Below are 24,011 nucleotides of genomic sequence, written 5' to 3' on the forward strand. Positions count from 1 at the left end.
CCTGGATCCAAACCACCGATTCGCAGCCCGACCGGGCTGCGAGCGGGACCACCACGTCTGCAATCTTGCCTGTAAGGAACCGTCTCATGAACCACGACGTCATCATCACCTGCGCACTCACCGGTGCTGGCGACACGACCAGCAAAAGCCCACACGTACCGGTCACTCCGAAACAAATCGCCGCAGCCGCCGTGGAAGCCGCCAAGGCCGGCGCCACCGTGGTTCACTGCCATGTGCGCAACCCCGAGACCGGCAAGTTCAGCCGCGACGTGGCGCTGTACCGCGAGGTGATGGAGCGCATCCGCGAGGCCGATGTCGACATCATCGTCAACCTCACCGCCGGCATGGGCGGCGACCTGGAAATCGGCGCTGGCGAGAACCCGATGGAGTTCGGCCCGAACACTGACCTGGTCGGCCCGCTGACCCGCCTGGCGCATGTTGAAGAGCTGCTGCCGGAAATTTGTACCCTCGATTGCGGCACCCTGAATTTCGGCGACGGCGACACCATTTACGTCTCTACTCCGGCGCAACTGCGCGCTGGCGCCAAACGCATTCAAGAGCTGGGCGTTAAAGCCGAGCTGGAAATTTTCGACACCGGTCACCTGTGGTTCGCCAAGCAACTGATCAAGGAAGGCCTGCTCGACGACCCGCTGTTCCAGCTGTGCCTGGGCATCCCGTGGGGCGCACCGGCTGACACCACCACCATGAAAGCCATGGTCGACAACCTGCCAGCCAATGCGGTGTGGGCCGGCTTCGGTATCGGTCGCATGCAGATGCCGATGGCGGCGCAAGCGGTGCTGCTGGGTGGCAACGTGCGGGTCGGCCTGGAAGACAACATCTGGCTGGACAAGGGTGTGCTGGCGACCAACGGCCAACTGGTCGAACGCGCTGGCGAAATCCTCAGCCGCCTCGGCGCCCGCGTGCTGACCCCGGCGGAAGGCCGCAAGAAGATGGGCCTGACCAAGCGCGGCTAAACCACCCGTTCCTCTCTGTAGGAGCCGAGCTTGCTCGCGATGGCGGTATTCCAGCCGCAAAGAGGTGCCGGAGGTACTGACGCCATCGCGAGCAAGCTCGGCTCCTACGGGATCACTGAACTCTTTAGGAAGTCACCATGACCTTCATCACCGAAATCAAAACCTTCGCAGCCCTGGGCAGCGGTGTCATCGGCAGCGGCTGGGTATCGCGCGCCCTCGCCCACGGCCTTGACGTCGTGGCCTGGGACCCGGCACCGGGCGCCGAAGCGGCCTTGCGCAAACGCGTCGCCAATGCCTGGGGCGCACTGGAAAAACAAGGGTTGGCGCCCGGCGCTTCTCAGGATCGCCTGCGCTTTGTCGCAACGATTGAAGAGTGCGTGCGCGATGCGGATTTCATCCAGGAAAGCGCCCCGGAACGCCTGGAATTGAAACTGGAACTGCACAGCAAAATCAGCGCGGCGGCCAAGCCCAATGCCTTGATCGGCTCCAGCACTTCGGGCCTGTTGCCGAGCGAATTCTACGAGAGTGCAACACACCCGGAACGCTGCGTGGTCGGCCACCCGTTCAACCCGGTTTACCTGCTGCCATTGGTGGAAGTGGTCGGCGGCAAAAACACCGCGCCTGAAGCCGTGCAAGCGGCGATGAAAGTCTATGAATCCCTCGGCATGCGCCCACTGCATGTGCGCAAGGAAGTGCCGGGGTTCATCGCCGACCGTTTGCTCGAAGCGCTGTGGCGCGAGGCGCTGCACCTGGTCAACGACGGTGTGGCGACCACTGGTGAAATCGACGACGCGATTCGTTTTGGTGCGGGTCTGCGCTGGTCGTTCATGGGCACTTTCCTGACGTATACCCTGGCCGGCGGCGATGCCGGGATGCGCCACTTCATGGCGCAATTCGGCCCGGCGTTGCAGTTGCCTTGGACGTACCTGCCTGCGCCGGAACTGACCGACAAATTGATCGATGACGTGGTCGATGGCACTAGCGATCAGTTGGGCAAACACAGCATTTCGGCGCTGGAGCGCTATCGTGATGATTGCCTGCTGGCGGTGCTTGAGGCGGTGAAGACCACCAAAGAGAAGCATGGGATGGCCTTCAGCGAGTAACCCCCGCTGAAGAGGCCAGCAGTTCCGGCCTCATCGCGGGCAAGCCCGCTCCCACAGGAATCTCGGGGTGAATCAGATCTGCTTCACACCAATAATCACTGTGGGAGCGGGCTTGCCCGCGAAGGCGGCAGTCCAGTCACCACTTATGTTGGAACCAAAACAATGCCTGCCTTGACCACCTACCAAACCCGCATCATCCCCGACTGGGTCGATTACAACGGCCATCTGCGCGATGCCTTCTACCTGCTGATTTTCAGCTACGCCACCGATGCACTGATGGACCGCCTCGGGCTCGACAGCAACAGCCGCGACGCCAGCGGCCACTCGCTGTTCACCCTGGAACTGCACCTCAATTACCTGCACGAAGTGAAGCTCGACGCCGATGTCGAGGTGCATACGCAAATCATTGGCCACGACAGCAAACGCCTGCACCTCTATCACAGCCTTCATCTCGTGGGCGATGACAAGGAACTGGCCGGTAACGAGCAGATGCTGCTTCACGTCGACCTTGCCGGGCCGCGATCCGCACCGTTCAGCGAACTGTCGCTGAGCAAGCTGCAAGCCATCGTCGCCGACCAGGAAGAATTGCCCACCCCCGAATACATTGGCCGAGTGATCGCATTACCCCCAAAAAAATAACAAGGAGATCGCCATTGAACACCGCCACTGCTTTTGCCGACTTCCGTACTTATCCGTTGATCAGCGCGCTGGCTGGCGTGCAGGCCGTGGCGGATCGTGTACTGGTGAAGTGGGCCGATGAACGCGTCAGCCCCTTTCATCACCAATGGTTGCGGGACAACTGCCCGTGCCCGCAATGCGTCTACACCGTGACCCGTGAGCAAGTGCTGGAGATCGTTGATGTCGCCGAAAACCTGATGCCCAGCGGGGCGATCATCGATGCCCAAGGTTGCCTGTGCGTCGATTGGCAGGACGGCCACTTCAGCCGCTTCGACCCCGGCTGGTTACGCGCCCACGCCTATGACGACGAGTCCCGCGCCGAGCGGCAGGCCGGCAAACCCAAAGCCAGGCTTTGGCACCACGATTTGCAGTTACCGGTGTTCGAGTATCAGGCGTTGATGAACGACAACGACGCCCTGCTGCAATGGCTGCTGGCGGTGCGCGACATCGGTTTGACTCAAGTTCGTGGCGTACCCACCGAGCCGGGCTCATTGAAGCCAATAGCCCAGCGCATATCGTTCATCCGCGAAAGCAATTTCGGCGTGTTGTTCAATGTGCAATCCAAGGCCGATGCCGACAGCAACGCCTACACCGCTTTCAACCTGCCATTGCACAGCGATCTGCCGACACGGGAGCTGCAACCGGGGCTGCAATTTCTGCATTGCCTGGTCAATGACGCCGAGGGCGGCGAGAGCATTTTTGTCGACGGGTTTGCCATCGCCGAGGCCTTGCGCCAGGAGGACCCCGATGCGTTCCGGAGCCTGTGCGAAATCCCCGTGGAATTTCGCAACAAGGACCGTCACAGCGACTATCGCTGCCTGGCGCCGATCATCGCGCTGAATGCGCTCGGGCACGTATCGGAAATCCGCATGGCGAACTTTTTGCGCGGGCCGTTCGATGCTTCGGTGGAGCAAATGCCCAAGCTCTACCAGGTCTACCGGCGCTTTATCGCGATGACTCGTGAGCCGAGATTCCGGCTGATGCAAAGGCTCAATCCCGGTGAGCTGTGGTGCTTCGACAATCGCCGCACCCTCCACGCCCGCAATGCGTTTGATCCCGCTACCGGCGCCCGGCATTTCCAGGGTTGCTATGTCGACCGGGATGAATTGTTGTCGCGCATTCTGGTGTTGCAACGTTAGACCGCGTCATCGTTCATCGCGGGCAAGCCTTGCTCCTACAGGATATGGGTTCAAGCCCGCCCTTGCAGGAGCAAGGCTTGCCCGCGATGGTGCCAGTACAAACACCGCGCAAATCCCTGATTCACAGGCAAAAAAAACCCCGATCAAGCCGTGACAAGATCGGAGCTGAGGAGGGTACTGTTGAGGAGCCGTTGCGCGAGGGTGACCAAACCTTCGTGAAGCGAGCTGGGTCCAGTGTGCCCACTCCCGAGTCGGGCAAGTTAGCCGAAAACGACCTGTTCATAGGTATTGCGGCCATTGCGACAAATCGCCCTTGCCGCCACTTCATCCCCCTACGAGAATCGAGCCAAGACACCGTTCCCTGAAGAAGGATTGCGTCATGATGCACGCCGATTTGATTGACCAGGAAGATCTGTTGGGCCAGCTGAAGTCATTGGGTTTTCAAGTCCCGAGCGGCTCTACAGCCGAACAGGCTTGCGAGTGTGCGGTACGAGGTTTGAACAATGAGCGGGCAAATACGCTACGCACCATGGTCAAGCAGATGTACACCAGCAGCGCGACCATCCTGCCGGCCGTGCGCCAGGCGATCGACAGGCAATTGCTGCCAGCCTTGGCGGAGTATCAGCAGAACCATCGAACCTGACAAACCGCCTTCGCGAGCAAGCCCGCTCCCACATTCGACCGTATTCCTTCTGAAAGAACGCGGTCGAATGTGGGAGCGGGCTTGCTCGCGAAGGACGCGCCTCGGTTTAGAGCCTCACACTGGCAAACGTCGACTCGTTACGCGCCTGACTCAGCGCCGACAACGGGCCGGACAACGGCGACAACACCAGAGCTTGCGGCAGCGGCATCATCGCCACCTGTTGCGTGGTGTTGGAACCGACGCGCTCGTCACGTGGTGGAATGCCGAAGTATTCGCGGTAGCACTTGGAGAAGTGCGGCGTGGAAACAAAGCCACACACCGACGCCACTTCGATGATCGACATCGGCGTTTGCTTGAGCAACTGCCGGGCACGGATCAGGCGCAGCTTCAGGTAGTAGCGCGATGGCGAGCAGTGCAGGTATTTCTGGAACAACCGCTCCAGCTGACGACGCGAAACGGCGACATACACCGCCAGTTCGTCGAGGTCGATCGGCTCTTCGAGGTTGGCTTCCATCAGCGCAACGATTTCCTGCAACTTTGGTTGATTGGTCCCGAGCATGTGCTTGAGCGGCACGCGCTGGTGGTCCTGCTCGTTGCGGATACGTTCATAGACAAACATTTCCGAGATCGCGGCGGACAGTTCACGCCCGTGATCGCGGCTGATCAGGTGCAGCATCATGTCCAGTGGCGCGGTGCCGCCGGAGCTGGTGAAACGGTTACGGTCCAGGGTGAACAGGCGCGTGCTCATGGCCACACGCGGGAACGCTTCCTGCATCGAAGCCAGGCATTCCCAGTGCACGCTGCAATCAAAACCGTCCAGCAGGCCGGCGCACGCCAGGGCCCAACTGCCGGTGCAGACGGCGCCAAGACGACGCGACTGACGCGCCTGGCTTTGCAGCCATGACACGTGCTCTCGGGTGACAGTGCGTTGGATACCGATACCGCCGCAAACGATGATGGTGTCCAGGGCGGGCGCTTTGTGCATGGAGCAGTCGGGGGTGATCTGCAAGCCGTCACTGGCCCAGACCTGGCCGCCGTCGACGGTGATTGTGGTCCAGCGATACAGCTCGCGACCGGACAATTGGTTGGCCATGCGCAGGGGTTCTACGGCAGAGGCCAGAGAAATCAGCGTGAAATTGTCCAGCAGCAAAAAGCCGATGGATTGAGGCGCACGGTTCTGGGGTTGGGCCCCGGAGTTGAACGTCGTCATCGCGGTATCTCCTCACACAAAGCGGGTGATGGCCTCAGGCGGAGGCTCTTTTTATTGCCATCGTTCTCGCGTGGGAGACGGGCTTTGTAATGACAGAGCAATTGCCATGCCTATTTTTGAATGTGCGTTCAATAACTCCTGAAAACGACGTCGCGGCATGTCTATATAAGCTGCGCAGCGAAGGGCGGATACAAGTGCCATTATCGACGGCAAACGCTCGGCCCTGTTGGGCGTGAGCAAATCGGTAGCACTTGTGGGAACAGGGCTGCGATGTGCTGCGAGAGAGTGTCACCGCAAGCACGGGTGACGGGCGGTCAGGGCCGGTTTGGATCCCTGGGTTTGGCAACGCCGCTTATCTATAAGCGACGCTCCAAAACGTGGCGTGTTTGGGTGCAGGTGTTCATTTAGCGCGCAGTTTTGACTGGTCTACAGCTATCGCGAGCAAGCGTTGCTCCTACAGAAGCTCGGCGTGCCCATATCTCGTGATCGACATCAAACCTGTAGGAGCAAGCTTGCTCGCGATTGGGTCTACTCGGTCTCAGCACTCAACCGCGCTCACCGCCAACCCACCGCGCGAAGTCTCTTTATATTTGTCATGCATATCGGCGCCGGTATCACGCATGGTGCGAATCACCCGGTCCAGCGAAATGAAGTGCTGACCATCACCACGCAGGGCCATCTGCGCCGCGTTGATCGCTTTCACCGCGGCAATCGCGTTGCGCTCGATGCACGGCACTTGCACCAACCCGCCCACCGGATCGCAGGTCAGGCCGAGGTTATGCTCCAGGCCGATCTCGGCAGCGTTGCACAGCTGTTCCGGCGTAGCGCCGAGAATCTCCGCCAACCCGGCCGCCGCCATGGCGCAGGCCGAGCCGACTTCGCCCTGGCAACCGACTTCGGCGCCGGAGATCGAAGCGTTCTTTTTGCACAAGATCCCGACCGCTGCGGCACCAAGGAAGTAGTCGACGACATTGGCGTCGGTCACCGCCTCGCTGAATTTCATGAAGTAATGCAATACCGCCGGAATGATCCCCGCCGCACCGTTGGTCGGTGCCGTGACCATGCGGCCGCCGGCGGCGTTTTCTTCGTTGACCGCCAGGGCGAACAGGTTGACCCACTCCATGGCGCTCAAGGTCGAGCCGATCACGTTGGGTTTACCCAACTCCTGCAAGCTGCGGTGCAACTTGGCAGCGCGACGACGCACATTGAGGCCGCCAGGCAGGATGCCTTCGTGCTTGAGGCCCTGGTCGACACAATCTTGCATGGCGCGCCACAGCGTCATCAGGCCGGCGCGAATTTCTTCTTCACTGCGCCACACTTTCTCGTTGGCCATCATCAGTTCAGCCACCCGCAGATCGTGCTTTTTGCACAGTTCCAACAGCTCGGCGGCGCTGGAGAAATCGTACGGCAACACGGTGCGGTCAAGATCGACCACGCCACTGGATGCCTGGGCTTCATCCACGACAAAACCACCGCCGACGGAATAGTAGGTGTCGCGATGCAACTCGCCGTGATCGCCTTCGACAATCAGGGTCATGGCATTGGGGTGGAACGGCAGGTTTTCGTCGATCAGGCGCATGTCCCGGGCCCAGATGAAGGGCACCGACAAGCGACCATCGAGTAGCAACATGTGGGTTTCGCGCAGGGTTTCGATACGGATGCCGATTTGCGACGGGTCGATTGCGTCCGGCCACTCGCCCATCAGGCCCATGATCACCGCGTTGTCGCTGCCGTGACCAATGCCGGTAGCTGACAGCGAACCGTACAACTGGACTTCGACACGCCGTACTTGCTCCAGCAAATGCTTGTCACGCAGCGATTCAACAAACAGCGCGGCGGCCCGCATCGGCCCCACGGTGTGCGAACTGGAAGGGCCGATGCCGATTTTGAACAGGTCGAAAACACTGATAGCCATGACTGCCGAACTCCTGGATGTGCCGACTCCAGACGCAAAAGCGCCCAGTGGCGGAGCTGCTACGCTCAAGCTGCAATCCGCCGAGATGGCCGCATCATCAAGCTTTTGCCAGGTTGTTCGACGTCTCACACCGACGCACTCATGCTCACTAACGCCGCGTGTCTTTTACGTCGCGTTTTCGCCGTTTTTTTGCGGATCAGAGGGGGAAAGAGGGCTGAAAAAAGCTGTAAACGACGTCACCGACACTGGATGCGACCATCCCTGTACTGGATACGACGCACCCTGTAGGCGTCAGATTTTCAGTGGTACATGATCGTATCGACTCGATTGCAAGGCGCCGGGGTAGAGCTGTCTCCAAAACGCCATCCAACCGCAACCTATAAGTGCGGTGGTCCAGTCGGAACACTGCCAAAAAAAACACCAAGGAGTCCATCCATGAAAGGTTCCCCGTCGTTGTTGTTGGCCGCCATGCTGAGTCTGCCGTTACTGGCTCAAGCTGCTGAACCCGCTCAGTGCAGCACCGTAAACTTCTCCGATGTCGGCTGGACCGACATTACCGCGACAACCGCCACCACCAGCGTCGTGCTCAACGCTCTCGGCTACAAGACCAAGACCACCATGATTTCCGTGCCCGTGACCTACAAGTCCCTGGCCGACGGCAAGAACATGGACGTGTTCCTCGGTAACTGGATGCCGACCATGGAAAACGACATCAAGGCCTACCGCGATGCCGGCACCGTGGAAACTGTGCGCACCAACCTCAAGGGTGCCAAGTACACCCTCGCCGTACCTCAAGCCCTGTATGACAAGGGTCTGCATGACTTCGCCGACATCGCCAAATTCAAGAAAGAGCTCGACGGCAAGATCTACGGCATCGAGCCTGGCAACGACGGTAACCGTCTGATCCAGAGCATGATCGACAAGGACGCCTTCGGTCTCAAGACCGCCGGCTTCAAAGTCGTCGAGTCCAGCGAAGCCGGCATGCTGTCCCAGGTCGACCGCGCACAGAAACGCGACACCGCCGTGGTCTTCCTCGGCTGGGCGCCGCACCCTATGAACAAGCGCTTCAAGATTCAATACCTGACCGGTGGTGACGACTTCTTCGGCCCCGACTTCGGTGCCGCCACCGTGGCAACCAACACCCGCAAGGGCTATGCCCAGGAATGCGGCAACGTGGGGACTCTGTTGAAAAACCTGGAGTTCACCGTCGACATGGAAAGTGAACTGATGGGCAACATCCTGGACGACAAGATGAAGCCTGACGCGGCCGCAAAGGCCTGGCTTAAAAAGAATCCACAGGTGCTCGATACCTGGCTCGCTGGCGTGACCACCATTGACGGTAAACCTGGCCTGGAGGCCGTGAAAGCCAAACTGACGCCTTGAATTAGGGAGCACCGTTTATGCCGGGCGGCGTACGCCGTCCGGGCTGTTTATTTCCTTGCATGCGGACGTTCACTACCATGCTGATTGATCAGAAAATACCTTTAGGCCAGTACATCGCAGGCTTCGTCGAATGGTTGACGCAACACGGCGCCAGCACCTTCGACGCAATCGCCCTGACACTGGAAACAATGATCCACGGCGTGACGTTTGCGCTGACCTGGTTCAACCCGCTGGCATTGATCGGCCTCATCGCGCTACTGGCCCACTTCATTCAACGCAAGTGGGGGCTGACGGTTTTCGTCATCGCCTCCTTCCTGCTGATCCTCAACCTGGGGTACTGGCAGGAAACCATGGAAACCCTCGCCCAGGTGTTGTTTGCCACCCTGGTCTGCGTGGTCATCGGCGTGCCGCTGGGCATCGTCGCCGCGCACAAACCAATGTTCTACACTTTAATGCGTCCGGTACTCGATCTGATGCAGACCGTACCGACCTTCGTTTACCTCATTCCTACCCTGACCCTCTTCGGGCTGGGTGTGGTGCCAGGCCTGATCTCCACGGTGGTGTTTGCGATTGCCGCGCCGATCCGCCTGACCTACCTGGGCATCCGCGATGTCCCGCAAGAACTGATGGACGCCGGCAAAGCCTTCGGCTGCTCGCGCCGTCAATTGCTCTCACGGATCGAACTGCCCCACGCCATGCCAAGCATCGCGGCCGGTATCACCCAGTGCATCATGCTGTCGCTGTCGATGGTGGTGATTGCGGCACTGGTGGGCGCCGATGGCCTGGGCAAACCCGTGGTCAACGCACTGAACACTGCCGATATCGCCCTGGGCTTTGAAGCGGGCCTGGCGATCGTATTGCTGGCGATCATGCTCGACCGTATCTGCAAACAACCCGACGCTAAAGTAGGGGGTGACGCATGAGCATTATTCGCTTTGAAGACGTCGACGTAATCTTCTCCAAAGACCCGCGCGAGGCGCTCAAGCTTCTCGACCAAGGCATGACCCGCGACCAGATCCTGAAAAAAACCGGGCAGATCGTCGGCGTTGAAAAAGCCAGCCTGGACATCGAGAAAGGCGAAATCTGCGTGCTGATGGGCCTGTCCGGGTCCGGCAAATCCAGCCTGCTGCGTTGCATCAACGGCCTCAACACCGTCAGCCGTGGCAAGTTGTTCGTCGAGCACGAAGGCAAGCAGATCGACATTGCTTCCTGCACCCCGGCAGAACTGAAAATGATGCGCACCAAGCGCATTGCGATGGTGTTCCAGAAATTCGCCCTGATGCCTTGGCTGACAGTGCGCGAGAACATCAGTTTCGGTCTGGAAATGCAGGGTCGCCCGGAGAAAGAACGCCGCAAACTGGTAGACGACAAGCTGGAGCTGGTGGGCCTGACCCAGTGGCGCAACAAGAAACCCGACGAGCTCTCCGGCGGTATGCAGCAACGTGTCGGCCTGGCCCGCGCCTTGGCGATGGACGCTGACATTCTGTTGATGGACGAACCGTTCTCGGCACTCGACCCGCTTATCCGCCAGGGCCTGCAAGACGAACTGCTGGAACTGCAACGCAAGTTGCACAAGACCATCGTGTTCGTGAGTCACGACCTCGATGAAGCGCTCAAGCTCGGCAGCCGTATTGCAATCATGAAAGACGGCCGGATCATCCAGTACAGCAAGCCCGAAGAGATCGTGTTGAACCCGGCGGACGATTACGTGCGCACGTTCGTGGCCCACACCAATCCGCTCAACGTGTTGTGCGGTCGCAGCCTGATGCGCACGCTGGACAACTGCAAGCGCATCAACGGTTCGGTGTGCCTGGATCCGGGTGGCGATTCGTGGCTGGACCTGGCTGAAGGCAACACCATCAAGGGCGCTCGCCAGAACGGCGCGAACCTTGACCTGCAAAACTGGATTCCAGGGCAAGCGGTAGAAGGCTTGGGGCGTCGGCCGACGCTGGTGGACTCGAACATCGGCATGCGCGATGCGCTGCAGATTCGCTACCAGACCGGCAACAAGCTGGTGCTGCATGACAACAACAAAGTGGTCGGGATTCTGGGTGACAGCGAGCTGTATCACGCGTTGCTCGGCAAGAACCTGGGATAAGTCAGCAGACACATAAACGCCGCGAGAGGATCGCGGCGTGATCATTCCCACGCTCCGCGTGGGAATGAAGCCCGGAACGCTCCGCGTTCCATTACGGGCGTGACGCGGAGCGTCACAGGTGGCATTCCCACGCAGAGCGTGGGAACGATCAGACACAAAAAAGGGGCTCTATGAGCCCCTTTGTGTTCCTGCGCAGCGAGCAGGAACGATCATCTTGCTACTCAGCTATAAACCCGGCCAAGGAGTTGCCGATGGCTTTCAAACTGATCGAGCACGTCGCGGGTGATCTGATCCTGAGTGAAACCCATCAAGTCATAGTCCTGGCTGCCGTTGTGCAGGTACACCTCGGCGCGGTAGTAGCGCTGGCGTGTCTCATCGGACTGGGCCGACTCGGTTGGCGTAGCCAGATAGCCATCCAGGCTGACTTCGTAGACAAACGGATTGCCCTCCTCCATCTCGACCCGAACGCCCATGCAACGCTTGGATTTACCGAGCATGGTTTGCACTTGCAGACCTTGCGTACGCAGTTGCGCCGTCGCATCTTCCAATGCCGGGCTGACGTGCTTGTCCATGAAGCGCTGAACGATCGACTGGCTAGGTTGCAGGTCCAACTGAGTCAAACGCTCGGTGAAACCACGACGACCGCGTGCAGCCAGCTCCGCTTGCTCCTGTTCGATCTGCACGTCCTGGCGCATGGCCTTGTGCAAGCCGAACATGAAGAACACCAGCACCACCGAGAATGGCAGACCGGCCAGCACCACCATGGTTTGCATGGCTTCGAAGTTACCGGCAAACAGCAAGCCGATGGTCACCAGCGTGATCACCGCCGACCAGAAGATTCGCAACCAGTGCGGCGCATCTTCGTCGACATTACCGCCCTTGCAGGAAAGGTTGGCCATCATCACCGCGCCGGAATCCGCCGGGGTCAGGAACAGCACGAAACCGACAAAGATAGACACACCGATCACCACTTTCGACGCCGGATAATGCTCAAGCAATTGGTAGATCGCCATGGACGGCTGTTCGAGCGCCGTCTTCCCGAGCTCCACCGCCCCATGGTTCATCACCAGGTCCAGGGCCGAGTTACCGAAGATCGACAGCCATGCCAGAGTGAAACCCAGTGGAATCAGCAGCACGCCGGCCACCAGCTCGCGCACGGTGCGACCACGGGAAATACGTGCGATGAACATGCCGACGAATGGGGCCCAGGAAATCCACCACGCCCAGTAGAACAAGGTCCACAGACCCAGCCAGCGGTCGGACTTCTCACTGTCGCCTTCGTACACGTAAAGGTCGAAGGTCTTCAGCACTACGCCGTTCAGGTAGTCACCGACGTTCTGCACAAAACCGTTGAGCAGGTGCAATGTCGGGCCGAACAGCAGCACGAAAATCAGCAGGCCGCTGAACAGCACGATGTTCAGGTTGGACAGACGGCGGATGCCGTTTTCCACGCCCGACACGGCAGCGATGGTCGCCACAGTGCTCATCACGATGATCACGATCAGCAGGTTGGTGTTGCTGTGCTCCATGCCGAACAGGTTTTCCAGGCCCGACGACACTTGCAACGAACCAATCCCCAGGTTCGTCACCAGCCCCAGCAGGGTCACGAACATGCCAAAGCCGTCCACCGCATGACCGGCCGCGCCTTTGACCCAACGCTCGCCCACCAGCGGATACAACGCCGAACGCAACGCCAGCGGCTGGTTGTGACGGTAAGCAAAGTAAGCAACGGCCAGACCGACCAGTGCGTAGATCGCCCAGCCATGCAGGCCCCAGTGCAGGAACGTCAGCTGAACAGCCTGACGCGCGGCCATGTTGCTGGCGGCCACGCCTTCGGGCGGGTTGAAGTAGTGGTCCAGCGGCTCGGACGCACCGAAGTACAACAGCGAGATGCCGATACCCGACGAGAACAGCATCCCCGCCCAGGCACCGTAGCTGAAGTCCGGGGTGTCGTCCTTGCTGCCCAGTTTGAGCTTGCCGTACGACGAAAACGCCAGGCCCACCACGAACACGAGGTAAGCGGCGATCACCACCATGTAGTACCAGCCGAAGCTGCGGGACAACCAGGCCTGAGCAATACCGAGCAATCTGCCGGCCTCTTGCGGGGCGATGATCAGAATGGCGGTCAACAACAGGATCAACGCGGTAGAGGTGTAGAACACCCAACCGTTGACCGTCACCTTATCGGGTGGGGTCTTTATAAGAGAGGCAGAACTCATGGCACAGATGCTCCAGCAAGTGCGAGAGAAGAACACAAGGCAACGCGATACCCGACCAATCGGTTAGTTGGCAGCCGACCAGTGGGTGATATAAAGACACCCCGAAAAAAGCCCGAAACCCCAAGAGCGCCAGAGCGCGTAGGTTTCGAGCATTTTCGAATGTCGTTTTTTCGCCAGCTACACGTAGGAAAAAACGCAGGCAGCGACGATTTGTCGCAGATCTTATTCTTTGTTGATTGAACGTTCAATCAAAACAAAATAGACTGGCCCTCAATCCGGTAGCCGTTTGACGTCCACCGGAAGGCCTAAGGAGATGTGCAAGATGCCCAAGGTCGGTATGCAACCCATCCGCCGCCAGCAATTGATCGAAGCCACGTTGCAGGCCGTCGATCAAGTCGGCATGGGGGACGCCAGCATTGCGCTGATCGCCCGTTTGGCCGGTGTCTCGAATGGCATCATCAGTCACTATTTTCAGGACAAGAATGGCCTGATTGCCGCCACGATGCGGTATCTGATGACCGCCCTCAGCGAGAGCGTCACCTTGCGCCGTCAGGCGCTGGCAGATGACAGCCCACGGGCGCATCTGCAGGTGATCATCGAAGGCAACTTCGACGCCAGCCAGGTCAATGGCCCGGCAATGAAAACCTGGTTGGCCTTCTGGGCTACCAGCATGCACCAGCCGTCTTTGCACAGGTTGCAGCGGATCAACGATCACCGTCTGTATTCCAACCTGTGCTGCGAGTTCCGCCGCGTATTGCCGCTCGATGATGCGCGCACTGCAGCCCGCGGCCTCGCAGCCCTGATTGACGGGTTGTGGTTGCGCGGCGCGTTGTCGGGAGACGCTTTCGACACCGGGCAGGCGCTTCAGATCGCTTACGAATACATGGATACCCAACTGGCCAAGCGGGTGAGTTAGAGCACACATAAACGCTCAACCCCCGAACCGCCACTGGCCAGCGCCGCCAACGCTTCACGGCACGCCCCGGTGGTCAACGCCAACCACTTATGCACTTGCGAGGACTTTATGGCCCGTTTCGAACTGCAAAAACTCTACATCGATGGCGGCTACAGTGACGCCAGCAGCGACGCCACTTTCGAAGCCATCAACCCGGCTAACGGTGAAGTCCTCGCAAAAGTACAACGCGCGACCCAGTCAGACGTCGAGCGCGCTGTGGTCAGTGCCGAAAAGGGCCAGAAAATCTGGGCCGCGATGACCGCCATGGAGCGTTCGCGCATCCTGCGTCGTGCCGTTGACATCCTGCGCGAGCGCAACGATGAGCTGGCCGCCCTGGAAACCCTGGACACCGGCAAGTCGTACTCCGAAACCCGCTATGTCGACATCGTCACTGGCGCTGACGTGCTGGAATACTACGCAGGCCTGGTGCCAGCCATCGAAGGCGAGCAGATCCCGCTGCGCACCACTTCATTCGTCTACACCCGTCGCGAGCCGCTGGGCGTCGTGGCCGGGATCGGCGCGTGGAACTACCCGATCCAGATCGCCCTGTGGAAATCCGCACCGGCCCTGGCGGCCGGTAACGCGATGATCTTCAAACCAAGCGAAGTCACCTCGCTGACCACCCTGAAACTGGCCGAGATCTACACCGAAGCCGGCCTGCCAGCGGGCGTGTTCAACGTGCTGACCGGCAGCGGTCGTGAAGTCGGCACCTGGCTGACCGAGCACCCACGCATCGAAAAAATCTCCTTCACCGGCGGCACCGACACCGGCAAGAAGGTCATGGCAAGCGCGTCTGCCTCGTCGCTCAAAGACGTGACCATGGAACTGGGCGGCAAGTCCCCGCTGATCATTTTCGACGACGCCGACCTCGATCGCGCCGCCGATACTGCAATGATGGCCAACTTCTACAGCTCCGGTCAGGTCTGCACCAACGGCACTCGCGTGTTCGTACCGAGCCACTTGAAAGCCGCTTTCGAAGCCAAGATCGCTGAACGCGTTGCCCGCATCCGCGTCGGCAACCCGGAAGACGAAAACACCAACTTCGGCCCACTGGTCAGCTTCGCCCACATGGAAAGCGTGCTGGGTTACATCGCCAAAGGTAAGGAAGAAGGCGCTCGCGTTCTGTGCGGCGGCGGTCGTATGACCGACGGCGAATTCGCCAAAGGCGCATTCGTGGCCCCGACCGTGTTCACCGACTGCACCGACGACATGACCATCGTGCGCGAAGAAATCTTCGGCCCGGTGATGGCGATCCTGACTTACGAAACCGAAGAAGAAGTGATCCGTCGCGCCAACGACACCGACTTCGGCCTGGCCGCTGGCGTTGTCACCAAGGACCTGAACCGCGCTCACCGCGTGATTCATCAACTGGAAGCCGGTATCTGCTGGATCAACGCCTGGGGCGAATCCGACGCCAAGATGCCGGTCGGCGGTTACAAGCAGTCGGGCGTTGGCCGTGAGAACGGCATCAGCTCGCTGAACAACTTCACCCGCATCAAATCGGTACAGGTCGAACTGGGCGATTACGCCTCGGTGTTCTAAGGCGCACCCGAAAACCCTATAGCAGCTGCCGAGGTACGACGCTGCGTTGCGCGTCCGCAGGACCGCCCTCAAAGGGGTCGCTGCGCAACCCAACGCAGCCTCGTGCCTCGGCAGCTGCTACAGGTGACCTGACCAACTTCAAAGAGGGTGCATTCAATGTCCCAAGAATTCGATTACATCATCATCGGTGCCGGTTCGGCCGGTAACACCCTGGCGACCCGTCTGACTGAAGACGAAGGCGTCACTGTCCTGCTGCTGGAAGCCGGCGGCCCGGACTACCGTTTCGACTTCCGCACGCAAATGCCGGCCGCCCTGGCATTCCCGCTGCAAGGTCGTCGCTACAACTGGGCCTACGAAACCGATCCAGAACCCTACATGGACGGTCGCCGGATGGAATGCGGTCGCGGCAAGGGCCTCGGTGGTTCCTCGCTGATCAACGGCATGTGCTACATCCGCGGCAACGCGATGGACTACGACGGTTGGTCGAAACTGCCAGGGCTGGAAGACTGGGATTACCTGAACTGTCTGCCGTATTTCCGCAAGGCTGAAACCCGTGACATCGGCCCGAACGATTACCACGGCGGCGAAGGTCCGGTCAGCGTGACCACGCCGAAAGCCGGCAACAACCCGCTGTTCCACGCCATGGTTGAAGCGGGCGTGCAAGCCGGTTACCCGCGCACTGAAGACTTGAACGGTTACCAGCAAGAAGGCTTCGGCCCGATGGATCGTACGGTGACGCCGAAAGGTCGTCGTGCCTCCACCGCTCGCGGTTACCTGGACGTCGCCAAGAAGCGTTCGACCCTGTCCATCGTCACCCACGCTCTGACTGACAAGATCCTGTTCGAAGGCAAGCGTGCCGTTGGCGTGCGTTACCTGATCGGTGCCGCCGAAGAGCGCGTTGAAGTCCGTGCCCGCAAAGAAGTGCTGCTGTGCTCCGGCGCCATCGCTTCGCCGCAGATTCTGCAACGCTCCGGCGTCGGCCCGGCCGAACTGCTCAACAAGCTCGACATCCCGGTGGTCCACGACCTGCCAGGCGTCGGCGAAAACCTGCAGGATCACCTTGAGCTGTACCTGCAATACGCCTGCACCCAACCGGTTTCGCTGTACCCGTCGCTGCTCTGGTACAACCAGCCAGCCATCGGTGCCGAATGGCTGTTCAACGGCACCGGCATCGGCGCCAGCAACCAGTTCGAAGCTGGTGGTTTCATCCGCACCCGTCCGGAATTCGAATGGCCGAACATCCAGTACCACTTCCTGCCGGTCGCGATTAACTACAACGGCAGCAACGGTGTGCAAGAGCACGGTTTCCAGGCGCACATGGGTTCCATGCGTTCGCCGAGTCGTGGCCGCATCCAGGCCAAGTCCAAGGATCCGCGCGAGTACCCGAGCATCCTGTTCAACTACATGGCCACCGAGCAAGACTGGCAAGAATTCCGCGACGGCATCCGCCTGACCCGTGAAATCATGCAACAGCCGGCTCTCGACGCTTTCCGTGGCCGCGAAATCAGCCCGGGCATCGACGTGCAATCCGACGAGCAACTGGACACGTTCATCCGCGAGCACGCCGAAACCGCGTTCCACCCGTCCTGCTCGTGCAAGATGGGCACCGACGAAATGGCCGTGGTTGATGGCGAAGGCCGTGTGCATGGCATGCAAGGTCTGCGTGTGGTCGATGCCTCGATCATGCCGATCATCACCACCGGCAACCTGAACGCGCCGACGATCATGATCGCCGAGAAAATCGCCGACAAGATTCGTGGTCGCAAGCCGTTGCCGCGCAGTACCGCCAACTACTATGTGGCGGGTGAAGCACCGGTGAAGGGCAAGCCTTTGCGTGATGTGAGCGCTACTGCTCAGTAAGACCGTTACACCGCGGTGCGCCCATCGCGAGCAAGCTCAGCTCCTACGGTTCGAGGTTGAATCACATTTTGTGATCCCCCCAATCCCGTAGGAGCCGAGCTTGCTCGCGATGAGGCCCGCCAAAACACCACACCTCTCCCGGTAATATTTTCCTACACCGATCCAAGCTTGATCCTACCCCCCGCGCAGGCCTAATCTAGCGCCACGCAAACGTTTCACCTCCCCCTTCGCAACACCGCAACACCGCCACTCCATTCCAAGGAGGTTCCCGAATGTTCGATTTCCACCCCCAGCTCAAGCAGCGCTTTGCTGCCTTGCGCACGGGCGCTGAGTTTTTTTCGCTGCGTTATGTGCGCGAGTCTGGCCAATACCTGTCGGTGCGCAAGAACGTCGCCGAACCTCCAAGCCTGAGCCGTGACGAAGGGGCAATGTTGACCGTGCGGGTCAACGGCGTCGAAGCCTACGCCGCCACCAACGACCTGTCGCAACAAGGCCTGCAATCAGCCCTGGACCGAGCCGAACAACAAGCCCGCCGGCTCAAGCCCCACGCGTTGCTCGACCTGCGCGACCAACCCGTCTCCAGTGATCGCGCCGACTACTTTTCGCCCAACCTCGACCAGCCCTTCCCGTCCCTGAGCGACTGCTACCAATTGCTCGGTGCCGAATCCGCGTCCGTGCCCAAGGACGAGCGATTGGTGAACTGGCAGGTGAGCATTGGCATCACCCACGTCGAACAGATTTACCTCAACAGCGCCGGCGCCGAACTGCGTCAGGCCCAGCGTTTTGTCTACCCGGGCCTGGACGTCACCGCCTATGACGGCAGCGACAGCCAGACCCGCAGCCTGGGCCGCGAGAATTTTGGCCAGCAGGGCGGCGCCGATGTCATCAGCCGTTGCGGCCTGATCGGCGCCGGCCCGACCGTCGCCGATCAGGCGCTGCAATTGCTGCTGGCGCCGAACACTCCGCAAGGTCCGCGTGATCTGTTGCTGATGCCCGACCAGATGATGTTGCAGATCCACGAATCCATCGGCCACCCGCTGGAGCTGGACCGCATCCTCGGTGACGAGCGTAATTACGCCGGCACCAGCTTCGTCAAGACAGAGGATTTCGGCCATCTGCAATACGGCTCAAAGCTACTCAACGTGACCTTCGACCCGGACATCCCCGAGCAGCTCGCCAGCTACGGCCATGACGACGACGGCACCGCCGCGAGCAAGCAGTTCCTGATCAAGGAAGGTTTGCTGCTACGTCCATTGGGCGGTGCGCTGTCGCAGTTCCGCGCGGGCATGGACGGCGTCGCCAACAGCCGCGCCTGCGGCTGGAACCGCCCGCCGATCGACCGCATGGCCAACCTCAACATCGAACCCGGCGATCAACCGCTGGCGCAACTGATCGGCAATATCGAACACGGCATCATGATGTCGACCAATCGATCGTGGTCCATCGACGATGCGCGCAACAAGTTCCAGTTCGGTTGCGAATGGGCGCAGTTGATTGAAAACGGTGAGCTCAAAGGCGTGGTGAAAAACCCGAACTACCGGGCGATTTCCGCGCACTTCTGGAAAAGCCTCAGCGCCGTCGGTGACGCCAGCACCTTCAAGGTCCTGGGCACACCCAACTGCGGTAAAGGTGAACCGAACCAGGTGATCCGCGTCGGCCACGCCTCGCCGGCTTGTGTGTTCAGCAACGTAGATGTGTTTGGAGGAGACGCCTGATGAGTACGTCAAACAATCAGGCCGAGTCGTTCAAGGCATTGGTCAAGTGGCTGCGCGAGGCGATTCGCGAGCCGGAACAGTTCACCCTCAGCTATGCCGCCGAATCCTCGGCCTTCGTGCGTTTCAACCACGCCAAGGTGCGGCAGGCCGGGCAGGTGCAGCAGGCGAGTCTCGGTTTCAAACTGATCAACGATGGCCGCCACGCCGACCTTGAAATCACACTGGCCGGCGACCCGGACGTTGACGTGCAGCGTTTGGCCGAAGGCCTGCAACAGCTGCGCGAAACCTTGCCATTGCTGCCGCAGGATCCGTACCTGCTGCTCAACCACAACGGCTGGCAGAGCAAGAATGTGCAGGATCATCCGCTGCCGGATACCGAGCAGGTAGTTGCCGAAATCACTGAGGCCGCCGAAGGGCTGGACCTGGTGGGTTTCTACGCGGCAGGCCCGATCAGCCGTGGCTTCGCCAGTTCGTCGGGTGCGTTTGGCTGGCATCAAGCCAACAGTTTCAACTTCGATTTCAGCCTGTTCCACGACAATGGCCAGGCGGTGAAAGCCAGTTACGCCGGGCACGACTGGAACAGTGAAGGGTTCGCCAAGCGCTTCCAGCAGGCACGTGAGCAGCTGGCGTTTCTCGGTCGACCATTGCGCACCTTGGCACCGGGGCAGTACCGCGCCTACCTCGCCCCGGCGGCGCTTGAAGAAATCATGGGCATGCTCGGCTGGGGGGGATTTTCGGCGCAGTCGATTGCCAGCAAAAGCAGTCCGTTGCAGAAGCTCTACGGCGGTGACCACGCGCTCAGCTCACAGGTCTCGCTGGATGAGCAGGTCAGCGGCTCGTTGAGCCCGGCGTTTTCCGCCGAAGGCTATCCGCGCAGCGATCTGCGGCTGATTGTCGAGGGCAAGGCCGGTGCGCAATTGGTCGGGTCCCGCAGCGCGGCGGAGTATGGCCTGACCGCCAATGGCGCCAGCGGTGGCGAGTCACCCAGTGCCTTGAACATGGCGGCGGGTACGCTGCCTGAGGCAGAGATCCTCAAACAACTGGGCACCGGCCTGTACATCAGCAACCTCTGGTACTTGAACTACTCGGATCAACCGGCGGCGCGCCTGACCGGGATGACGCGGTTTGCGACGTTCTGGGTCGAGAACGGCGAGATTCAGGCACCGGTAAGCACCATGCGTTTTGATGACAGCGCCTACAGTTTGCTCGGTTCGCAGCTGGAAGCATTGACCGAGGAACGCGAGTTGTTGCTGTCGGCGAGTACCTACAGCCAGCGGGCCACGGCGTCGGCGTTGCTGCCGGGGGCACTGGTCAAAAAGCTCACGCTGACCCTGTAAATACCCTGTAGCAGCTGGCGAAGCCTGCGGTCGAGGACGCAGTCCTCGCCGGTTCAGCAATCACGGTAATACAGACGGAACACCGTGGCCGATTTGCGAGGACTTCGTCCTCGACCGCAGGCTTCGCCAGCTGCTACGGGACTTCATCGTTCTGCAGATTGTTTCACCTAAAACCCGCAAGAGGTCCCATGCCCAACCGCCCACCTCTCGACGCTGTCACCGCCCGCTGGATCCCGTGGGTCGTCGCCATTGCTTTTTTCATGCAGTCCCTCGACGGGACCATCCTCAACACCGCCCTGCCGGCCATGGCTCGGGACCTGGCGGAAGACCCGTTGCGCATGCAGGGCGTGATCATCGCCTACATGCTTACCGTCGCCTTGCTGATCCCCGCCTCTGGCTGGATCGCTGACCGCTTCGGCACCAAGAAGATCTTCTTCAGCGCGATCCTGTTGTTCAGTCTCGGCTCATTGCTCTGCGCGCTGTCGAGCAGCCTGACCATGCTGAACGGCGCTCGAGTGATCCAAGGGCTGGGCGGGGCGCTGATGCTGCCGGTCGGGCGACTGGTGGTACTGCGCGCCTACCCGCGTTCGGAACTGGTGCGGATCATGGGGTTCATCACCATTCCCGGCCTGCTCGGCCCGTTGATCGGCCCGACCATGGGCGGCTGGATGGTGCAATACCTGACATGGCACTGGATCTTTCTGATCAACCTGCCGGTCGGGCTGGTCGGTTGCTACGCCGTGTGGAAATTCATCCCGGACCTGCGTGGCTCCGAGCGCACCCGTTTCGACAGTCTGGGCTTTGTGCTGTTTGGCGCGGCGATGATTTTGATCACCATCGCCATGGAAGGCCTGGGCGAACTGCACCTGCCTCACTTGCGGGTGATGCTGCTGTTGTTCGGCGGCATGGCCTGCCTGGCGGCGTACTGGTTGCGGGCCGGGCATATCGACAATCCGCTGTTCGCGCCGTCGCTGTTCAAGACCCGGACCTTCGCCGTCGGCATTCTCGGCAATCTGTTCGCCCGGCTCGGCAGCGGCGCCCTGCCCTTCCTCGTGCCGTTGCTGCTGCAAGTGGCGCTGGGTTACTCGCCGTCTCAGGCCGGGATGAGCATGCTGCCGCTGGCTGCTGCAGCGATGATCGCCAAGTGGGTGGCGCGACCGCTGATCGAGCGCTTGGGCTATCGCATCGTGCTCACCGGCAACACCCTGGCGCTGGGGATCATGTTGGCGAGCATGGGCCTGGTCAGCGAACAGACGCCGTACTGGCTGCTGCTGTGTCTGCTGGCGATTCTCGGGGCGATCAACTCGCTGCAATTTACCGCGATGAACACCGTGACCCTGATCGACCTCGACGACGCCAGCGCCAGCAGCGGCAACAGCCTGTTGTCGGTGGTGGCGCAATTGTCCCTGAGCCTGGGGGTTGCGTGCGCCGGTGCGTTGCTCGGCGGCTTTACCGCAGAGATCGGCAACGATGGCGTGGAGACGGTTCTGGGCGCGTTCCAACTGACGTTTGTGACCGTCGGCATCATGGCAATGCTCGCCGCCACCATCTTCTCGCAGCTGTCACCAACAGACGGACGACGGATGGTCAGCCGCGAGCACGATATAGAGCACTGACTTGTAGCAGCTGCCGAGGCACGAGGCTGCGTTGCGCGTCCGCAGGACCGCCCTCGGGGGGCCGCTTCGCAGCCCGACGCAGCCTCGTGCCTCGGCAGCTGCTACAGGCTATTCGTCCAGAATTTGCAGGTTGAGGCAGCCGGACTGGTACACTGCGCGACATTTTGTTTTGCAGGCCAGTCCCGTGACCACCATCGCCACCGCTTTTAATACTTTGCCGCTGTCCGCCGCCATGCTGGCTAACCTCGACTCCCTCGGTTATGCCCAGATGACGCCGATCCAGGCGCAAAGCTTGCCGGTGATCCTCAAGGGGATGGACCTGATCGCCCAGGCCAAGACCGGCAGCGGCAAGACCGCCGCCTTCGGTATCGGCCTGCTGAACCCGATCAATCCGCGCTACTTCGGTTGCCAGGCGCTGATCCTGTGCCCGACCCGCGAGCTGGCTGACCAGGTCGCCAAGGAAATCCGTCGCCTGGCCCGTGCCGAAGACAACATCAAGGTCCTGACCCTGTGCGGCGGCGTGTCCCTCGGCCCGCAGATCGCTTCGCTGGAGCATGGCGCACACATCATCGTCGGCACGCCGGGGCGCATTCAGCAGCACCTGCGCAAAGGTTCGCTGGTACTGCACGGCCTCAACACGCTGATTCTCGACGAAGCTGACCGCATGCTCGACATGGGTTTCTACGACTCCATCGAAGAGATCATCATGCAGGCTCCGGAGCGTCGCCAGACCCTGCTGTTTTCCGCCACCTACCCGGTGGGCATCAAACAGTTGGCCTCGAAGTTCATGCGCAACCCGCAGCAAGTGAAGGCCGAGGCGTTCCACGACGACTCCCAGATCGAGCAGCGTTTCTACGAGATCTCCCCGGAAGATCGCATGAGCGTCGTGACTAAGGTCCTCGGCCACTTCCGCCCGGCGTCCTGCGTAGCCTTCTGCTACACCAAGCAACAAGTTCAGGAAACCGTCGATCACCTGACCGCCAAAGGCATCTCCGCCGTCGGCCTGCATGGCGATCTGGAACAGCGTGACCGCGACCAGGTGCTGGCGATGTTCGCCAACCGCAGTACTTCGGTACTGGTAGCCACCGACGTCGCCGCTCGCGGCCTGGACATCGACTCGCTGGACATGGTGATCAACGTCGAACTGGCCCGCGATTCGGAAATCCACATCCACCGCGTCGGCCGTACCGGTCGCGCCGGTGAGAAAGGCCTCGCGATCAGCCTGGTCGCACCGCCCGAAGCGCAGCGCGCCCAAGCCATCGAACATTTGCAGCAGACGCCGTTGACCTGGGACCTGGTGGACAACCTCACCAGCCAGGGCGGCGGTCCGTTGCTGCCGCAGATGAGCACCCTGTGCATCGGCGCCGGCCGTAAAGACAAGGTTCGTCCGGGTGACATTCTGGGCGCACTGACAGGTGATGCCGGCATTCCGGGCGCCCAGGTGGGCAAGATCGCGATTTTCGACTTCCAGGCTTTTGTGGCCGTTGAACGCGGAATCGCCAAGCAAGCCTTGCAGCGCCTGAACGACGGCAAGATCAAGGGCCGCTCGCTGCGCGTACGGATTTTGTAAGAACAACGAATAACCCCTGTGGGAGCCGGGCTTGCCCGCGATGACGGACTAACA

General features: G+C 60.6%; 18 protein-coding genes. 15 read left to right on the forward strand and 3 right to left on the reverse strand.

Going from position 1 to position 24,011, the window contains the following annotated elements; all coding sequences use genetic code 11:
* Positions 1–86: 86 nt before the first annotated feature.
* The 5 genes from C7534_RS09235 (at position 87) to C7534_RS09260 (ending at position 4,537) form a co-directional block, all read left to right on the forward strand.
* Complete coding sequence (locus C7534_RS09235) at positions 87–974, forward strand: 3-keto-5-aminohexanoate cleavage protein (RefSeq protein WP_046029853.1); 888 nt, start codon at positions 87–89, stop codon at positions 972–974.
* A gap of 137 nt (positions 975–1,111) precedes the next feature.
* Entirely contained in the window at positions 1,112–2,077 is a 966-nt protein-coding gene (locus C7534_RS09240; protein ID WP_046029851.1) for an L-carnitine dehydrogenase, read from the forward strand.
* A gap of 162 nt (positions 2,078–2,239) precedes the next feature.
* Positions 2,240–2,716: a thioesterase family protein gene (locus C7534_RS09245; RefSeq protein ID WP_046029849.1), complete on the forward strand. Its 477-nt coding sequence runs from the start codon at positions 2,240–2,242 to the stop codon at positions 2,714–2,716.
* Positions 2,717–2,730: 14 nt separating this feature from the next.
* Positions 2,731–3,894 carry a gamma-butyrobetaine dioxygenase gene (locus C7534_RS09250; RefSeq protein WP_109785591.1) on the forward strand — a complete coding sequence of 388 codons (1,164 nt, stop codon included), beginning with the start codon at positions 2,731–2,733 and terminating at the stop codon, positions 3,892–3,894.
* Between the two features lie 379 nt (positions 3,895–4,273).
* Positions 4,274–4,537, forward strand: a complete 264-nt coding sequence (locus C7534_RS09260; protein ID WP_109785592.1) for a hypothetical protein — start codon at positions 4,274–4,276, stop codon at positions 4,535–4,537.
* A gap of 106 nt (positions 4,538–4,643) precedes the next feature.
* On the opposite strand, the gene C7534_RS09265 is transcribed toward C7534_RS09260, so the two are convergent.
* The gene (locus C7534_RS09265; protein ID WP_046029844.1) at positions 4,644–5,747 is read right to left on the reverse strand and encodes a GlxA family transcriptional regulator; all 1,104 of its coding nucleotides are present in this window, start codon (positions 5,745–5,747) and stop codon (positions 4,644–4,646) included.
* A gap of 538 nt (positions 5,748–6,285) precedes the next feature.
* Complete coding sequence (locus tag C7534_RS09270; protein ID WP_109785593.1) at positions 6,286–7,662, reverse strand: L-serine ammonia-lyase; 1,377 nt, start codon at positions 7,660–7,662, stop codon at positions 6,286–6,288.
* Positions 7,663–8,097: 435 nt separating this feature from the next.
* Here C7534_RS09270 and C7534_RS09275 point away from each other — a divergent pair, with 435 nt between their 5' ends.
* The 3 genes from C7534_RS09275 to choV all read left to right on the forward strand — a co-directional run bounded on the left by C7534_RS09275 (position 8,098) and on the right by choV (position 11,143).
* Positions 8,098–9,045 carry a choline ABC transporter substrate-binding protein gene (locus C7534_RS09275; protein ID WP_046029842.1) on the forward strand — a complete coding sequence of 316 codons (948 nt, stop codon included), beginning with the start codon at positions 8,098–8,100 and terminating at the stop codon, positions 9,043–9,045.
* 77 nt (positions 9,046–9,122) lie between these two features.
* Positions 9,123–9,968, forward strand: coding sequence for a choline ABC transporter permease subunit (choW, locus tag C7534_RS09280; RefSeq protein WP_046030058.1), 846 nt, complete (start codon positions 9,123–9,125; stop codon positions 9,966–9,968).
* Positions 9,965–11,143: a choline ABC transporter ATP-binding protein gene (gene choV / locus C7534_RS09285; RefSeq protein WP_046029840.1), complete on the forward strand. Its 1,179-nt coding sequence runs from the start codon at positions 9,965–9,967 to the stop codon at positions 11,141–11,143. The genes choW and choV overlap by 4 nt, the downstream gene beginning before the upstream one ends.
* A gap of 221 nt (positions 11,144–11,364) precedes the next feature.
* On the opposite strand, the gene C7534_RS09290 is transcribed toward choV, so the two are convergent.
* Positions 11,365–13,305 (reverse strand): BCCT family transporter, encoded by a 1,941-nt coding sequence (locus C7534_RS09290; RefSeq protein WP_223523092.1) that lies wholly within the window; start codon positions 13,303–13,305, stop codon positions 11,365–11,367.
* 379 nt (positions 13,306–13,684) lie between these two features.
* On the opposite strand from C7534_RS09290, the gene betI reads away from it, so the two are divergent.
* The 7 genes from betI to dbpA all read left to right on the forward strand — a co-directional run bounded on the left by betI (position 13,685) and on the right by dbpA (position 23,957).
* Positions 13,685–14,278, forward strand: a complete 594-nt coding sequence (gene betI / locus C7534_RS09295) for a transcriptional regulator BetI (RefSeq protein WP_046029836.1) — start codon at positions 13,685–13,687, stop codon at positions 14,276–14,278.
* Between the two features lie 108 nt (positions 14,279–14,386).
* Entirely contained in the window at positions 14,387–15,859 is a 1,473-nt protein-coding gene (gene betB, locus C7534_RS09300) for a betaine-aldehyde dehydrogenase (protein ID WP_109785594.1), read from the forward strand.
* 156 nt (positions 15,860–16,015) lie between these two features.
* On the forward strand, positions 16,016–17,719 hold the full coding sequence (betA, locus tag C7534_RS09305) for a choline dehydrogenase (RefSeq protein WP_109785595.1): 1,704 nt from the start codon (positions 16,016–16,018) through the stop codon (positions 17,717–17,719).
* Positions 17,720–17,991: 272 nt separating this feature from the next.
* Positions 17,992–19,434 carry a TldD/PmbA family protein gene (locus tag C7534_RS09310; RefSeq protein WP_077431135.1) on the forward strand — a complete coding sequence of 481 codons (1,443 nt, stop codon included), beginning with the start codon at positions 17,992–17,994 and terminating at the stop codon, positions 19,432–19,434.
* Entirely contained in the window at positions 19,434–20,771 is a 1,338-nt protein-coding gene (locus C7534_RS09315; RefSeq protein WP_109785596.1) for a TldD/PmbA family protein, read from the forward strand. The genes C7534_RS09310 and C7534_RS09315 overlap by 1 nt, the downstream gene beginning before the upstream one ends.
* A 188-nt stretch (positions 20,772–20,959) precedes the next feature.
* On the forward strand, positions 20,960–22,387 hold the full coding sequence (mdtD, locus tag C7534_RS09320; protein ID WP_109785597.1) for a multidrug transporter subunit MdtD: 1,428 nt from the start codon (positions 20,960–20,962) through the stop codon (positions 22,385–22,387).
* Positions 22,388–22,619: 232 nt separating this feature from the next.
* A complete protein-coding gene (gene dbpA, locus C7534_RS09325; protein WP_442963204.1) occupies positions 22,620–23,957 on the forward strand; it encodes an ATP-dependent RNA helicase DbpA in 1,338 nt (445 codons plus the stop codon).
* The last annotated feature ends 54 nt before the right edge of the window (positions 23,958–24,011 follow it).

This window comes from Pseudomonas sp. OV226 (genome assembly GCF_003148705.1).
Classification (GTDB): Bacteria; Pseudomonadota; Gammaproteobacteria; order Pseudomonadales; family Pseudomonadaceae; genus Aquipseudomonas.